Origin of the sequence: Rhodanobacter thiooxydans LCS2, from assembly GCF_000264375.1 — a bacterium.
GTDB lineage: Bacteria > Pseudomonadota > Gammaproteobacteria > Xanthomonadales > Rhodanobacteraceae > Rhodanobacter > Rhodanobacter thiooxydans.
The window spans coordinates 1-15750 of sequence record NZ_AJXW01000022.1 but is presented as its reverse complement, the minus strand read 5'-3'; the positions used below and the strand labels follow the sequence as shown (position 1 = coordinate 15750).

Here is a 15750-nt window from a genome sequence, read left to right as displayed (position 1 = left end):
TTTCCCCCTAACCATTCGCTGCATTCCTCTCCCGGAGTGCCGTGTCGGTCACGATGCCCGCCCGGGCGATGGCCCCACCGCGCAGCGCTATCGCTTCGCCTTCCATGCTGATGCTCCGCGAAGATTCAGACCGCAACAGTGATACCCGGCGCATGGGCACGTCGCGCCGGCTGCACCACGATTTCGACCTGCTGATCCATTGAAACCAGCGCCTGCATCAGCCGCTCTAGCGAAATGTTCTGGAGCTTGTAGCGGCGCACTTGCGACACCTTCGGTTGGGTCATGCCGGTAATCGTCGCAGCCGCCATCTGGCTCAACCCGCGCTGGTCGATCAGTTCGTTGAGCTTGAGCGCAAGCGCGGCCTTCGCCGACAGTTCTTCGGCGTCGTCGAAACCGAGATCGAGCAGCACGTTGTCGGTGCCTTGGGGATGGTCGATACGGGTCATCACGTTCTCCCGCTCGCCCCGTGACGGGCGAGCAATGCTTTCAGCCGCTTCTCGATCAACTCCACGTCCGGCTGCGGCGTGGCGATGCCGGACTTGGACTTCTTCTGGAATGCATGGAGCACATGCACCGCGTCGCCGATCCGCACTGTATAGACCGCGCGGAAAGTGTCGCCCCGGTGGTCTTCCACCAGCTCGTACACGCTGGAACCCAGCCCCTTCCAAGGCTTGGCCGAATCCGGCGTGCCGCCCAACTGAACGACGAACAGCGCCACGCCCATGTCCTTCTGCACGTCGATGGGGAACGCCTTGAAGTCCTTTTTCGACGAGCCTTCCCAATACAGGAGCTTGCGTTTCTCAGTCATGATTATACCTGTTCGGATATAGAAGACAAGCCCCTGAATTGTCGTGACAGCGATACGAGAATTCAGGGGCGTGGTTCAGGGGATGGCCGTTTCCAGCGCTTCTGGCGCAGGCTTGGCCTTGGCCCGCTTCGTATCGGGCGGCACGGCACGCGCCTGGTGCTTGCGGTGCCGATACGGACGATAGTTGCCTTGGCTGGTAAGGGTCTTGTCGCCATCCTCAACGGTGGGGGGCGCCAACGGCACCGCAGCCGGCGCACAGCTCTCGATGGTATCCCGCCGTAGGTTAGCTACCTTCTCCGCAGCCGCCCGAACCGGGTCGTCCTCCGTATGTACATACGTCATAAACATGGTGACGGTCTTGTGCGCGGTCAGTGTCATGCCGACCTTGATGGGAACGCCGGAATTGGCGATATCGGTGGCCGCACGATGGCGGATGCCATGCGTTCCGACGTGCGGCACTTTCGCGCGTTCCAAGATGCGCTTCCAGGCGTTGTAGTAGGTGCCTTCGGGCAGTGGCTCCTTGCTGTCGAAGATGGCCGGGCACACGTAGGGCGAATCGCTGATATGAGGGGCGTTCGACAGCAGTTGGTACACCACCTCGCTCATCGGCTTGGAAATGTCCCCGGTCTTGCTGTCCGGCCAGACGACGCGGCGGTTCTTGAAATCGACCCAGGCCCATTCAAGCGTGCGGATTTCCGACATGCGCGCGGAGAACTCGAATTGTAAGCGGACCGCCAGCGTCAAGGTCGGATGCTCCAGACCCTCGGCATCCGCACGGTCGAGATAGGCGTAAAGGCGCCCCAGTTCCTCGTCGGTGATGTACCGCGTTTCGCCATCCTCCCGGTACTTGGGGACATGGCGACACGGGTTGGAGCCATCCGGTCGGTAGCCCCACACCTCGGCCATGTTGAACATCTTGCGCAGGCAGGCTAGAACCCGATTGGCCGTGACGGCGATATGCGCCTTGTTTCGCATCAGCATCGTGATGTCGGCGCGCGTCACGTCGGGCACCTTCATCCTGCCCAACGCAGGCACGATGTGGCGGTCGATGTAGCCTTGGTAGGTATCGACCGTCCGGGGCTTGTTACGTGGCTTGGAGTATTCGTCGATGAACTGCTCGCACAGTTCCTTGACCGCAGGAGCCATGCGGGCGGCCAGCTTGGCGGCACTGGGGTCGTTGCCCTTGCGCACGTCGGCCAGCCAGTCCTGCGCGATCGAACGGGCCTGCTCGACGGTCAATTCGCCGAACTGGCCGATCTTCGGTTTGCGGCGCTCGCCCCAGTTCGTGCGGTACTGGAGCATGAAGACTTTGCGGCCGTGGCCGGTGACTTTGCAGAGGAAGCCGGGGACAATAGTGTCCCGCAGCTCGTAGTCTTTGCCAGTGTTTTCGGCCGCATCGACAGCGGATTTGGTGAGCTTGGTCTTGGCCATGACGCCTCCTAGTTCGGATCGAACGCAGGAACCAGCCAGGAGCCACGGCATCGGAAAGTCTGCCGCAATCGATCTGGTCAGGACGTAAGGCTAGACGAGACTAGCCTCTTGGAAAACCAAGCACAGCAAGGCTCTGCGGGTTCCAGCGTAGTCCCATCCTATTCTCGGGAATCAATCTCAAAATCCGCTTGTGGTGACACAGTGGAGGTTCGAGTCCTCTCACCGGTACCAATTTGGGGTTTTAGGTGACACCACCGAGACCCAAGAAACACCCAAAGCCCGTATAACAGCGGGCTTTTTCATGCCTGAAAGGATTCAAGTGGTCTCGCTAGCTCGCAAGGAATCTGATGGTGTCCGTTGGTACTTCTGTTGGCCGCCATGAACTACCTCCAGCCCCTAATTCTACTGTGTCACTGAATATGGCACGATGACGCCATCTTCGAGCCAGGGGCAAGGAGGTGGGTCATGGGTACGAGTCTGGAAGCACGCTTTGCACGTTATGGGAAGGCGATCGTGGCCGCCTTGGGGCACGCGGATCGGGCGGCGCCGGCCACATGGTATCTGCAGGGTTTGATGTTGCCCGGAGGGCGCAAGAGCGTGGAGCCGATGGCGGCACGCGTGCGGTCACAGGAGGTGCGTTCGGCTCATCAGTCGATGCATCACCTGGTGTCGACCTCGGAGTGGAGCGATGAAGCCGTGCTGGCGACGGTAGCCAAGCAGGTGCTGCCGGCACTGACGCGCGACGGGATGGAGCCTTGCTTCTGGATCATCGACGACACAGGTTTTCCGAAGAAGGGGACGCACTCGGTGGGCGTGGCTCGGCAGTACTGCGGATAAACCGGCAAGACCGACAACTGCCGAGTGGCCGTGAGTCTGTCGCTGGCGACTGAGGCGAACAGTCTGCCCTTGGCCTGGCAGCTCTACCTGCCGGCGGAGTGGGCCGACGATCCGAAGCGGTGTGCCGCGGTCGGCGTGCCCACGTCGGTGGAGTTCATGACCAAGAACCAGATCGCCGCGGCGCAGATCCGCGCCACGGTCGCCGCCCAGGTACCACGGGGCGTGGTGCTGGGTGACGCCGCCTATGGCGACGACTGTGCGCTGCGCGATGAACTGAGCGCGCAGGGGCTGCTCTACGCGCTGGGCATCCGACCACTCACCACGGTGTGGTGGGGGCGCATCAACCGGCCCCCGCACCGCCGGTGGCGGTACGGGGTCGCCCACGCGTGCGAGTGGTGCGCGATGTGGCATATTCTCCCATCAGCGTGCGTGCCCTGGCGCAGGCGCTGCCGGCGCGGGCGTATCGCACCATCGCCTGGCGACAGGGCACCGCGGAAAAATTGTCCGGTCGCTTTGCCCGCGTGCGCGCGGTCACCGCACACGATGACCGCGCCAGGAACCCCGAATGGCTGGTCATCGAATGGCCCCGCAGCGATGCCGAGCCGCTGCGCTACTGGCTGTCGACGCTGCCCTGAAGAAACAACCTTCCCAGTCCTCGTCGGCACCCTCAAGGGCCGTTGGCGCATCGAACGCGACTACTTGGAACTGAAGCAGGAACTCGGCCTGGGCCACTACGAAGGACGCAACTGGCGCGGATTTCACCACCACGCCAGCCTGTGCATCGCCGCCTATGGCTTTTTGACGCTGGAGCGCTTGCGCGGCAGTAAAAAAAACTGTGCTCGATTCAAGGCACCTGCCGTACCCGAAGGCTTCCGGCCACGTGGGGCTGGGACCGATGCAGCGGCATCAGCCGCGCTCGATCGCGACCTTGCACTTTCGTCTCGCCCGCGTGATCGCTCGGCACCTGTCACGATGTCCTTGTTGCGGGAGGCCGCACCGAAGTCTCAGAGGCACTTAGTGACACAGTAGAACTAACTCCGCGCCATGAAACCAGCCGCAGTCCAATCCGATGGTGTTACTGCTGCGTTTTGAAATGTGGAAAGTGACGCACGCACGGGCAACTGTCATTCTCAGTGTGAATCAACGTGGATCATACCAAGCAGGGCGCGCGCCCTGGTCATTCCGACATAGTGGTATGAGCGCAAGAGCGAGTTCACGCTCGGAGCACACAAATCAACCAGCCAAACTACCGAACTCTCCAGCCCCTTGAAGTTATCAATTTGTGCGAAACCCACAGCGCTATCACCTGCAGCTCGAGGGGAATAGGAATCCAGTACCGAAACGTGCATTTCCTCATGTTCCGGCATCAATGACACACAAGACTGCGAATAGGTGTTTGGCGAGAGAATGACGATGTCCGACGGATCGAAGCCTTCGTCATTCATCAGTTTCAGCAACTCATTTTGCAACGCAGCCGCAGCTTCCTCCCTGCTGGCGACAGTGATCTCGCGTACCGCCGGACCATTCCCGACGGCAGACGCCCCAACATCTGCATCGAGTGCCTTCTGCACCCGCTCCAGAATGGGCAAAGTGTTGCGACAGTTGGTTCTCAATGGGAGGCGGGCAGCTCCAAGGCCATTGAGATAGTCATAAGCATCCGGCTTGTACTCGCCACACAATCCAGCCTGGTTGTTTACGTCGTGGAAGAAGCTCCAACGACCGCTATCAAGACCGCCACGCAGAAGGCTGTCCAAACGCACCAGCGCGTCCATGTTGAGCACGTCTTGGCCTTCATCGACGATCAGAGCATCAAACTTTTCGATACCTGCGCGCCTCGCGGTGACTTGGGCCGAATTCGTCAGCGACACCGTCACTCCTGGCGTAGCCGCTTTCTCGAGATAGGCCCTAAGCCACGGGGAGTGGCAAGTCAGCGCCACCTTCATGCCGGCGGCACTCCAACGTTTGGCCAATTCGAGCGCCAACATCGTCTTTCCCGTCCCAGCGCCTCCCGAACAAATGACACGATCATTGGCTTCGACGACATCAATGTATCGGAGCTGGTCTTCGGTCAGCTGCGCAACGCGCGCCTCGATCGCATGCATCGATGCATGCAATGGCATCACCGCCTCGAACTCAGGGCGCAAGAACTGCTGCAGTTTGCGCAGCTGATCAGGACTCGCTTTCGAAGCCCTCCGGTCCTTGTTTCGCCAATGGGAGATCAACTTCTTTAGCCACTGCTCAAACTGCCGGAAATTCCTGGCGTCCGCGACAACAGCCCGATCCCACTCGGCACTTTCTGGCATGTCTCCGACATCAGGCACGACTACCGCGTACCCGAAGACGAAAGCGGTGGCGAACTCCGCGGGAAGCTTTTTCCGAAGACCATGAAGCGCGCCCTCGGCCTGCCTGAATGGCGACTCCGTCAACCGCTCCGAGCCATTCCGGTTTCGCGTCTCCCACACCCCGTCACGACATGAAACGGAACCTCCCTTGATCTCCAGCACGAACAGGCCATCTGGCCCACAAACAACGAAGTCTATTTCACCGAATCGCTTGTACTCATGCTGCGGCAAATTAAGCGAATGCATGGCGAACCAGTCATGCTGATCCGCCCCAGAAAAGCATGCACGCAACTGATCGAAAACTCGCAGCTCCGCCCGGCTTCGAGTATCTAGTGGCTGATTGGGGATCATCCTCATGATCAGTCTCTGGAACCCAGTGCGGATCTCACCTCGTTCTCAACGTCACGAAGCACTGGTGGCCACTGGGAGATCTTTTTCAACAAACCACCTCTGTCGATCTCGACATCTGGCGGCCTAACATCTCCGCGAACGACGACCTCGATGCCATCGTCAGAAATATTCAGGCGATATTGTCCTTGCGGCAAGCGAATCCGGGAGACAACGCAGTCTTGCCATCCAATCCGACTGGCTATCCTCGCCAGTGATGCATTGCGCGACTCGCTCCAGACGCTCCCGCGATCATTGAGAAGCTCGCGAAGTGGAACCGGTCTGATCGGCGTTTTATCCAGCGAGAGTCGAACACTGCGTTGGTTGCATTCGGCTTCGAACATCTTCTGCTCCACGAATTGCGAAAGCGCTTTCGAAGTCCGCAGCTCAACGGGAAGAGCGATCCAACCATCACGGACTCCAAACAAAACCGCGGCAGCAATGAGCTCCTCGTCATTAAGGCTTGGGTGCTGGAATTCCAGCAGATCCACGCAATGTTCGCGAAGACAGAACAGTAGCAACGGGCGTGACAACGTTCCCTTGTGCCGCTCGAATAGCTGACTGATCGTCCCTCCGCCTAAACCAAAGGTGCTGCGCATGTCGGAAATCAACTGCTCCAGTCGCGGCCGATAACGCGCGTCCTGCAGTGCGGCGAGTTGGCCATCCAGAAAGCCAAGGACAACGTCGAGAGGCGATTCTGCCGATCCGCTGAGCGACGCCGTCACGAATGCCTCTGCAACGCCCCAGAAGAGCCGTGCCTGCACCGGACTTCCCGGACGCGGCTGTCCGGATTCAACCCATGACGCGAGCTCCGCCAATACCGCATCTTGCTGTAGGGCGACGTAGTCATCGGATGTACCGGCACCACTGGCCACGCGATAGGCGGAGCAACACCGGTCGCTTCGGTTCGCAAGGTGGTAAAGCATGGCCAGACAGCCTCCGACAGCCTCACCTCGCGCGGAAGGCTGATCAATCCGATCACGCGTGACGTCCTCCAACTGGCCGTGCAACGGCCACACCACGGGGTGCTCAGGACAAAAGAACTGCTCGGACGTCTCGATGCTCAGATCCGTCAAGTCGATATTGGCGAAACTGTGCGCAGACGCTTCGAATTCCTTGCGGTCAGTTGGTAAACGGAATACCAGGCGTTTCACCAAAGTCATTGGCAAGGGTGCACCGACAAGTAGCGCACTTACCTCCGAGTCGATGTGCAAAGGCAACGCGCCGGAAGAAACCTCACCGTTGCGCGAGACCACATGAACCTGTCCGCTGAGTCCTGTAAGGTCTATCTCCGCGATACACGGACGCAGGTGCGTTTGCTCACTAACGGCCTGTTGTATGGCAGCTTCCGGAACGCCATCGCGAAAAAGGGGGACCAGGCCAGATAGCTCGCCGGATGGGTCGCGGTAGTACTTGCCTGCAAAGCCCGCCGGCCCCATGGCCATGCCAGCGGCGAGCATGTGAAGCAGATTCAGGTGATTGGTCGCCAACAGCCAGGTTTGCGAAGCGGTGTCCATCCGGACGCCGCCGGACGCCGCCGCGTCCGAAGGAGCGAGCTTTCCTGGAGGAACGAAGCCGGGCTCACCAGAAGCAGGCGGAGTTGTCGAATGCTGCGACGGAGGGGCAGTCGATTCCGGGTGACCAGTAGCCGAGCCAAGACTCTGCCCAACTTCGTTGCCCAAACTTTCGGACGGCATTTCGGCATCAGATTCAGGCAATTCGGCTGGGGCGGATGCTTCCAGCAGGTCCGGCTGCCTCGATGTCGACTTCTTGCGTGTCCCCTTGGCGGGCGGCTTTGCTCTGCTTGTCGCTGTCTTGCGAGGGATCATGTTCATTTCCTGGCCAAAAAGGCCTGGTCTTGGGGTAGGAGGTCATCGATGGCCGGCACTGGATTTCCGGTGCGCAAAATGATGATCTGATCACGCGCACGAGCCACCATCACGTAGAACCTCTTTTTCAGCGCGTCTGAATTGTTTCGCGGTCGATGTTCATCGATATCTGCCAAGATGACTATGTCGAATTCCAAGCCTTTGCAAGCTTGGGCGTTGATCACCGCGATCCCGCCATGCCCGAAATCTAGGGGTTCCTCCTGCCCCGAAACGAAAGTGCTGATCGGCGGCTTGCCGCAGTCGAGTTCAGGGTCCATGTCATTGAGTACATGCATGAACTTTTCACGCACAGGGTTGTTTGGACAGATGATCCCTATCAGTTTCTTCGGGGCTCGATCCGCTGTTTGCAAGATGAATTCTGCAATGCTCTCAAGCGTCCGCGCCTCTCCGTAGCCGTATCTCCACAACTCGGGAATCGAGGCACGCGGTTTCGGCGGAGGGAGGTCGGGCTTCGGACTGGCCGGGTTGGCCGAATAGAAATGTTGCGCCAACTGGGCAATGGGACGGGTATTGCGGTAATTGGCAACCAGCTCTTTCGTATCTGCATGAGCAATCGCCAAGGCATTCTCGATATCTCGCCGCGCGCTGCACCTGTCCGGATGAATCTGCTGGTTCTGGTCGGCGACGATGTAGAAGTGCTCGAACCCGAGATTGGCAAGCGCGTTATAGAACGCCGGCGGCATGTCCTGCCCTTCGTCGATGACCAGGGAGGGAAGCGCAAACGAGTGTGGGGGGAGCTCGCCAGTCTGAAGGCGGTCCGTGACACTCCGCCAGTCGATAGCTTGATATCCGGTCCGACTAGGTTGCAGAAGCGGCACATTTTCCTTGACGAGTGACTTCCAGAGTCTGCGAAACCAACTAATCAGAGTGAACGCCTTCAAGTCGTTTCCGAACAAATGTCGACTCGACTGATCCAGAAGATTGTTGTATGCGAGGAAGCGATAGTTTTCGTTCTCCGACACCAAGCGCCGCACCCGCAGCAACGCGACAACCGACTTGCCGGTTCCTGGACCACCCACGATCAAATGCTGCCCGTCCAGCGGCAGAGCTAGTGCCGCATCCTGATCCTTGCTCAGGTCTTGGACGTTCGGCAGAGTGAATCGACGGGTCCGATCGCAGGGCATCGCTAGGGCATCCCGAAGAACGCGGGCAGACCACTATCCACCCCTTTGACAAACACTCGATCGAGCAGGGTATTGCCGTACTCGCAGGCAGGCTCCGGAACCAAGGCGCACGCGTGGCACGCAGCGCGGTTCAGGAGCCCGGGCCCTTGGCCTTCGTGCTCGCTGCATACCGGATCAAGCGAACACCAGCGGGCATGCTCCAGCGCACGCACGAGGATGCCTAGAAAGCGGCGTGGCTCGGCAATTTCGGCCAGTCCGCCCAGAGAACCGGCGATATCCGGAACGGCGACATGGATCAGTATCCCGGCCATGCGTTTGGGCGCTTCCGCGCAGTAAATGACTTCTGTGAGTGAAGCCGCAGGGTATCCGCCTTCCGCTTCGATCTGGCGCATCAACAGGTGCGACAAGGTATGCAGCAACATAAAGCGGGCGGTCAGTGGATTGGGCGCATCCCGTCCGGATTGGATGAAGCGGGGAAGCAATTGCTGCACTCGCAAGTTGACTGCCTCGTCATCACCCCAGCGTGAAAGCCGATCTTCGTCGAGTGTGATGAAGATGCCTTCGCCGTAGAGCTCCACCGCCGGTAACCAGTCGGAGCTGCCCACGATGTCCGGCGGCACAACGACCTCTCCGTTGAGGCGGCTGAAGCCTCTGAACACTTTCACGGCCTTGAGCCGATCCACGCGTACCAAGCGGTTCACCCCAAGAACGAGCTGCCGCACTTCTTCGCCAACGGTCTCGTCGCCGGCTAGTGCCTGCCAGACTTCCGTCTGGTCTTGTGTCACCAGATCCTCATCCGGCTGCTGGTCGGGAAGGATCTCCAAAAACGCATCGAACTCGCTTTCCCGAAGCTGTCCGGGAGTGAAGACCGCATCGTACGAAGGGTAGCCTTGGGCAATATCCAGAAGCGCCGCCTCGAGGTCTTCCGGCGTGCAGCGATAGGTATCTGCGATCGTTCTGATCTGGCCCCTTCTTGCCAATGGCGTTCGCGCGGCGTCGATGGCCCGCCGGTCCTGGGTACTGCGATACAAGCGATCGACGGCAGTTCCTTTACGTGCTCGCGATTCGGGCGGGATCACGAGCGCGAGTCCCCAGACCGGTGAGTACGCGCGCGTGTCATTGATCGCTAGTACCTGCGCGAGTTGGTCGTGCCCGTCATTCGACAGCTCCCTCGCGGGCGCCAACTCGTCAAACGTCCAAGGTTGCTGGCGACCCGTTCCGAAGCCCAGGCGTTCATCGCCACGAAATAGGACTTCTGCTCTGCAAGCATCGCAACGCAACGATCGGGACGCTCCGATTTCAACCAGTCGCAGCCTGTCTTTCACATTGCAACCTCGTTGCTGCGGTGAACGGGCATTTTTGTGCGCCAGATAATGCCAGGGCACTTCGGCGAGATAACCTGCAGGGTCGGCCAACACCCATGTCACCTGCACGAGCTTTGACCTTCTGCCACATGCTTGCCGATCGCACCGCGGCGATTCACCGCCGCCTTCCCGCCATGGGTTCAGGTAAAGCGCACCGCAGTTCGGGCAGCGCGCCCATTGCGGAAAGCGCGATACCGGCACGCAAACGCCATCAATCTGGCCATGTGCACCCTCGCGTGCAACGGGCGGCTCCCGGAGAACCTCGGTCACTCCCAGTGCCGCGCGAACACGTTCCACATAGGGGATAACGCTGCCTCCGGCTTGTCCATGCTTGTCTGTCCACTGTCGGGTATCACGGACGACCACCAGCTCGTCGGGGCCGCGCACGATGGCGCCGACCCCACTGTGCGCCAGCAAGTGCGACAGGCGAATCGGGATCAGGTGATTCGACATGACCTAAAGTACCTTCAGAAGTGCCGAATTTTCGACATTACGCAGGGACTGCAGTGTTGGCCAAAGTCCCGTGATTCGATCGTCATGGTTGTATAGCAGCCGGCCAGCTGCTTTGTCGTTGTCCGACTCCTGATAGCGCAGAGCGCACGATAAAGTCCGGCACCGCTCCACTTCATCTCGCCAAGCGACTACCAAACTATCGATATGTGTCTCGATCTCTGCCTGCTGCCTCGTGTCGGTGGCAGACTGGCCGCAGCGCCGCTTGAACTCCCTGATGGCTTTGTCCACGCCAGCAATGTCGGGGTCGAAGCGGGCTGCGTCGTCATTGCCCGCAAAGCCTATGCGCGCATGGCGTATGACAATCACCAGTGCGGCGTGCAGTGCACGCAGGCGCGCCTGGTAGGTGAAGGGCGTCACGCTGGTCGGCTCGACGAACCGATAGAAGGCTTCATGGAAAGGACGGAAACTTTCGTAATGCGAGAGACTGCGCGCCTGGTCCCGGTAGTAGTTCATGAACGCGACGCCGGGCACGTCGCTGCGGCCGACCCTGCTGCTGGCCTGAATGTATTCGGCGGTGGTCAGGGGCTGGCCGTTGATCGTCATCAGTGCAAGGCGCGCAACGTCCAACCCCACCGAGACCATGTTGGTGGCCAGCACCGCATCCAGGCATCCATCTGCACCCCGCTGCAGCGCAAGTCTGGTAAAGATTGCGCTGTTTTCCTCAGCCGTCTGCAGACTGGTCAGCTGGGCAATGCTGGTCTGCCTGCGTGCATCTGATTGCGGATCGAGCAAACGTATGAACTCGCCAACGTCGCTCACAAACGCGGTGTGACTGTTGCCGACGCCCTTCAGGCTGCCGTGATACACAATCTGCGTCCACCATGCGTCGAGTAGCGCGGCTCGCTCCCGTTCGTCTTTGAACAAGGCGTCAGGTGCCAGCAGCATGGCGGCCGCCAGCGGCGCCAGACACTTCTGGCGGTTGAGCATGGGGGCCAGATAGCCAACGTAGATGCGTCCCGGGTGCTGCGTCAGTGGCACGGTACGGGCAAAGTACGAATCATCGCGACTCAATCCGGGCGATGGAAACACGGACACCACGCGTCCGTAGAGCCGGCGAACCTGCTGGGTCGCCATGCGGATCGTGGCTGTGGAGGCGATGTATTTGGGATAGATACCGCGCAGCCGCAGCACAGTATCCAGCCCAGCCTCATAGAGGCCAGCCACCGAGCCCAGCGCACTGGAGATCAGATGCAGCTCATCCTGGATGATGAGTTCCGGAGGAAGGCACTGTGCACCGCCAAAGAATGCGCTGGCACGTTCCTCCCAAGCCAGCCGGGCGAACTTGTCCACGGTAGCAACCAACATGGTTGGCGGATTGGCATAGAGCGCCTCGTCCACCACATTGCATGGCAACGTGCCATACAGATCGCATTGCGTGTTACTACAAAGAAAACCGAACTGCCGCCCGCTGACCTGATAGCTTGAGCGTGGATTGAACCCCTGCCCGCACCACGGGCAGCTATCAAGCACCATGGCAGGCAACTCACCGCGCGCACGCGCCTCAGCCACCAGCGTCGCGGCATCTGCGAAGGTATTTGGGCAGGTCGCCTTGCCCACCCACAACCCGACACTGATCGGCTCCGTCCCAAGGTCATCGCGCTCACGACGAACCCGCTCCAGCGCGCAGATCAGGCGTGATGCACGCAGATATTGGTCGCGGGTCAAAAGGCGCAAGGTGTAGCGCATCAGCACACAGGTGCCACCACCGGTATGAGGGTGACGCAACCGCCGCAACGCGATCTGAAAGGCGATCAATCCGAGATAGGCCTCAGTCTTTCCGCCACCGGTCGGAAACCAGATGAGATCCACCGTATCCCGGTCCTCGCTCTCCGGATCGGCGGCGGATTCGAGTACGGTAAGCAAGAACGCCAGCTGGAACGGGCGCCAGCGGTAGGCATCATCACCACGCGATTTGCCTCGCACGACGTCATGCTGCCGCATCTGATCGAGCATGGCGCGATTGGCCAGGGCAAAGGCCAGCCGGACTTGCGCATCCATACCCAACAACGCCAAGCCACCCCGCATGCGCTTGACGGTCGTTCCAATACGCTGGCAGATACGTTCCCCGGCCGCGCGATCGTCCTCAGCCAACCCAGAAAGCATCTCCCCCTGTCGACCTGCCCAGGCAGCATAGCCATCCACGAAGGCCGGCAGCGCGGAGGCAAGCGGGTCGGCGCAATCGTCGAGACGCGACAGCACCGCCAAGGACAATGCCGCGTCCCCACCCGTACCCGTATCCGCGGTCATCTGCGGCACTTCCACCATGGGCATGGTCTCGGTGCGCAACTCCGTGACCCAGCCATTGGCCACACCCCAATCAGCAGCACAACCGTGCCCGATGGCAAAGATGCGTTGACCGGCATACTGAAGTTCGATTTCCTGCTCTTCGTCGTCCAGCAGTCTGCGATCCACCCGCGGATACTCCCCCACCTCGCCGGAATCGACCACGCATCTGAGGTTGGCCTCGAACAATGTGTGCTCCGCCCGCTCCATCGCGAATTCGCGCGAGTCATCGGTAACAACCTGCGTATTGCACAGAGCGACGGTGACGATCCACCCGTCAGCGAAGCGCCGCCAGAGGATGTCGAGTCGCGCGCGATCCGCCAGAACCCCACAGCTTTGATGTTGCTCCTTGTCTGGACAGGTGACGTCGACGACTTCCTCGCTGCTGCCGTCTGGAACCAGCGCTTTTCGCGTCCACTCGTTTTTGTATCGTCCGCTCTCGTCACGCTCCGTGCGTTCGTATCGAACGGCCGAACACAACAGCTGCAGTTCAATGCGCCGACCCGTGATGAAGAAGGAAAAACCCAGCGAGGACGGCGGTATGTAGCGGCGCACGATGGCCGGTTCGGCACTGCTTTCGCCCGAGGCTCCCGTGGCAGCTTCGGCTGCTTCCACCTCGTCCCCTGCCGGGTCAATGCCCTCGCCCGACGAAGACACAGGGTAGATGGCTCCGCACGGGAAGCGTTCGGTAGGAAGTATGCCTCGGAGAAGGGCGTCATCCAGTCCGCCCTGAGCTTTCGGTGGTGGGCCGACCAGTTGGCGGCGCACCCATTGGATTAGCCGGAGGCGCGGTTCGACAAAGAGATAGCTGCTCACGGACACCCCCAGTTCTCGACCATGGAGTCCGCAGCACCCCTCGGCGGTTGCGAAAAAAACGCCCGGGCAGTGCGGCAGCCTGATTCTCGGTGGGCACCCTTGCCGGGGAGGTCGACGCCAACGAGGCCTTTGCAGGCGGTGAAGACAACGCAACCGTGGGTGTCGCACCAAGTGTCCAGCTTATGGCGCCGCATCACCGGAAACTGAACGCGTACCTCATTGCACCCCTCAAACCAATTCGGGAACTGCGCAGCGCACCCACGCACCAGTTCCAAGGCATCACCGCACACGCGCCGGCGGCCACCGTCGCGGGACGCGTCCACCTGACAGATCAGCCACTCCTCGCCTCGTATGAATACGTGTGCACCCAGCGTCACCGTGCCGTCCAAAGCCTGCCCCTGTTCTACTTGCCCGCCATGATCGCGCATGGCACGGTCGGGGCCAAGGTTTGCACGCATCCCCTCACGCTGGCTTTTTCATGCCTGCCTACAACTCCCGCACCACGCGAAAGCCCACGCGGCCGCTGCGCAGTTCGACGTCGGCGCCCTGGCGGTAGGCCGAGTCCACCTGCTCCGGCGAGCTGCCCCATGAGCCGCCGCGCACCACGTGGGAGCGGCAGCCGGGGTTGACCCAGGCACTGCCATCGTCTGGTGCGCGGATGTAGTTGTCGTGCCAGCAGTCCAGCGCCCACTCCGAGACGTTGCCGTTGATGTCGTACAGGCCGAACGGGTTGGCGGCGAAGCTCATCACCGGCGCAGGGCCCCAGTAGCCGTCGCGGTAGTTGCGAAAGGCATGGCTCCAGCGGCGGCTGCTGCGCGAGCGGTCGCCGGAACCGGTCAGGTTCTCCACCACGTGCTTCGGCGCGTCGTCGCCCCACCAGTAGCGGCTGCTGGTGCCGCCGCGCAGGGCGTACTCGAATTCGGCCTCGCTGGGCAGCCGATAGGTTCTGCCGGTGCGCTGGCTGAGCCAGTCGGCATACGCCTTGGCGTCGTTCCAGGAGACGTTCACCACCGGCAGGTTGTCGTCGGCCTTGCGGCCGGCGTAGTCGTCCTGCCAGGTGGCCGAGCTGTCATCGCGCAGGGCACCGCTGCGCTCGTCGTACACGCTGGCGCCGCCCAGCTTGACCGAGTCGGGCACGTAGTTGCTGGCGCGCACGAACTCGCGGAACTGCGCCACGGTCACCGCACTGCGCGCCATCGCGAAGCCCTTGGCGATGGTGACCGTATGCTGCGGCTGTGCGGCGCCGCCGTGGTCGTCGTCGGCGGAGGCGCCCATGCGGAAGCTGCCGGTGGGGATCACCACCATCGCCGGCGTCTTGCCCGGCAGGTCGACGTAGCGGTCGGTGAATACCTGGCCAGGTTTGTAGCTGGCGTATAGGCGCGCGTTGGTCAGCTGTTCGTCCAACGCCGCCAGCGCCGCCAGGTGCGGGGCGATCGCGCGCACCTGCGCCGCCAGCTTCGTCGCCAGTTCGAGATTGCCGGCGTCCAGTGCCGAGTGCGCCTGCGCCAGCATGCCGTTGGCGCGCTGCTCGCGCATGTCGTCCACGCGCTTGTGCACGTCGATCATCTGCTGCGAGCCAGGGCGGATCGCCTGCGCCGCGGCCAGCTCGCGGTCGGCCCCGGCGAAATCGTTCTGCGCCACCGCCGCCAGCGCGCGGTCGAGCACCGCCCGCTGCACCTGGAAGATGCCCTGCTCGGCCACCGCGTTCTCCGGGTCGAGCTTCTGCACCTCGCGGTACATTTCCAGCGCATTGCCGCCCGCGGGTTGGTCGGCCTTGCCCTGCCGCAGCAGGCCGGCGGCATCGGCCAGCATCGGCCGCACCTGCTCCAGGACTTTCAGGCTCGCCTCCAGTTGCGCCACTTCCTTCTCGGCGTTCGGCAGCGTGCGCAGGGCGTCGAGCAGGTCCTGCGCCGCGTCGGCGTCGCCCACCGCGATGTCCTGGTCGATCTCCGCCAC

At 61.4% G+C, this 15750-nt stretch carries 9 protein-coding genes and 1 pseudogene; 1 reads left to right on the top strand and 9 read right to left on the bottom strand.

The window, feature by feature from the left end:
- Nucleotides 1–125: 125 nt before the first annotated feature.
- From UUA_RS05255 to UUA_RS05245, 3 genes are all read right to left on the bottom strand, one after another.
- Nucleotides 126–446 carry a helix-turn-helix domain-containing protein gene (locus UUA_RS05255; protein ID WP_008434874.1) on the bottom strand — a complete coding sequence of 107 codons (321 nt, stop codon included), beginning with the start codon at nucleotides 444–446 and terminating at the stop codon, nucleotides 126–128.
- Nucleotides 446–808, bottom strand: coding sequence for a type II toxin-antitoxin system RelE/ParE family toxin (locus UUA_RS05250; protein WP_008434873.1), 363 nt, complete (start codon nucleotides 806–808; stop codon nucleotides 446–448). Before UUA_RS05250 ends, UUA_RS05255 begins: the two co-directional genes overlap by 1 nt.
- A gap of 75 nt (nucleotides 809–883) precedes the next feature.
- The gene (locus tag UUA_RS05245) at nucleotides 884–2239 is read right to left on the bottom strand and encodes a tyrosine-type recombinase/integrase (protein ID WP_008434872.1); all 1356 of its coding nucleotides are present in this window, start codon (nucleotides 2237–2239) and stop codon (nucleotides 884–886) included.
- A gap of 465 nt (nucleotides 2240–2704) precedes the next feature.
- On the opposite strand from UUA_RS05245, the pseudogene UUA_RS18515 reads away from it, so the two are divergent.
- Nucleotides 2705–4105 (top strand): annotated as a pseudogene (locus UUA_RS18515) (IS701 family transposase).
- Between the two features lie 101 nt (nucleotides 4106–4206).
- Here the strand turns inward: UUA_RS18515 and UUA_RS05230 are convergent.
- The 6 genes from UUA_RS05230 to UUA_RS05200 all read right to left on the bottom strand — a co-directional run.
- Nucleotides 4207–5775, bottom strand: coding sequence for an NERD domain-containing protein (locus tag UUA_RS05230; RefSeq protein WP_039953594.1), 1569 nt, complete (start codon nucleotides 5773–5775; stop codon nucleotides 4207–4209).
- 2 nt (nucleotides 5776–5777) lie between these two features.
- Nucleotides 5778–7634: a hypothetical protein gene (locus UUA_RS05225; RefSeq protein ID WP_153022820.1), complete on the bottom strand. Its 1857-nt coding sequence runs from the start codon at nucleotides 7632–7634 to the stop codon at nucleotides 5778–5780.
- Nucleotides 7635–7636: 2 nt separating this feature from the next.
- A complete protein-coding gene (locus UUA_RS05220; RefSeq protein WP_008434865.1) occupies nucleotides 7637–8818 on the bottom strand; it encodes an ATP-binding domain-containing protein in 1182 nt (393 codons plus the stop codon).
- A 2-nt stretch (nucleotides 8819–8820) separates the two neighbouring features.
- Nucleotides 8821–10635, bottom strand: a complete 1815-nt coding sequence (drmB, locus tag UUA_RS05215; protein WP_153022819.1) for a DUF1998 domain-containing protein — start codon at nucleotides 10633–10635, stop codon at nucleotides 8821–8823.
- A 3-nt stretch (nucleotides 10636–10638) separates the two neighbouring features.
- Nucleotides 10639–13794 carry a helicase-related protein gene (locus UUA_RS05210; RefSeq protein WP_153022818.1) on the bottom strand — a complete coding sequence of 1052 codons (3156 nt, stop codon included), beginning with the start codon at nucleotides 13792–13794 and terminating at the stop codon, nucleotides 10639–10641.
- 486 nt (nucleotides 13795–14280) lie between these two features.
- The coding region (locus UUA_RS05200) for a formylglycine-generating enzyme family protein (protein ID WP_050981805.1) at nucleotides 14281–15750 on the bottom strand (1470 nt) is incomplete at its 5' end.

Excerpts from the sequence above, each read along its gene's own strand:
- UUA_RS05255 (WP_008434874.1), bottom strand. The coding sequence starts at position 446 with ATGACCCGTATCGACCATCCCCAAGGCACCGACAACGTGCTGCTCGAT.
- UUA_RS05250 (WP_008434873.1), bottom strand. The coding sequence starts at position 808 with ATGACTGAGAAACGCAAGCTCCTGTATTGGGAAGGCTCGTCGAAAAAG.
- UUA_RS05245 (WP_008434872.1), bottom strand. The coding sequence starts at position 2,239 with ATGGCCAAGACCAAGCTCACCAAATCCGCTGTCGATGCGGCCGAAAAC.
- UUA_RS05230 (WP_039953594.1), bottom strand. The coding sequence starts at position 5,775 with ATGAGGATGATCCCCAATCAGCCACTAGATACTCGAAGCCGGGCGGAG.
- UUA_RS05225 (WP_153022820.1), bottom strand. The coding sequence starts at position 7,634 with ATGATCCCTCGCAAGACAGCGACAAGCAGAGCAAAGCCGCCCGCCAAG.
- UUA_RS05220 (WP_008434865.1), bottom strand. The coding sequence starts at position 8,818 with ATGCCCTGCGATCGGACCCGTCGATTCACTCTGCCGAACGTCCAAGAC.
- drmB (WP_153022819.1), bottom strand. The coding sequence starts at position 10,635 with ATGTCGAATCACCTGATCCCGATTCGCCTGTCGCACTTGCTGGCGCAC.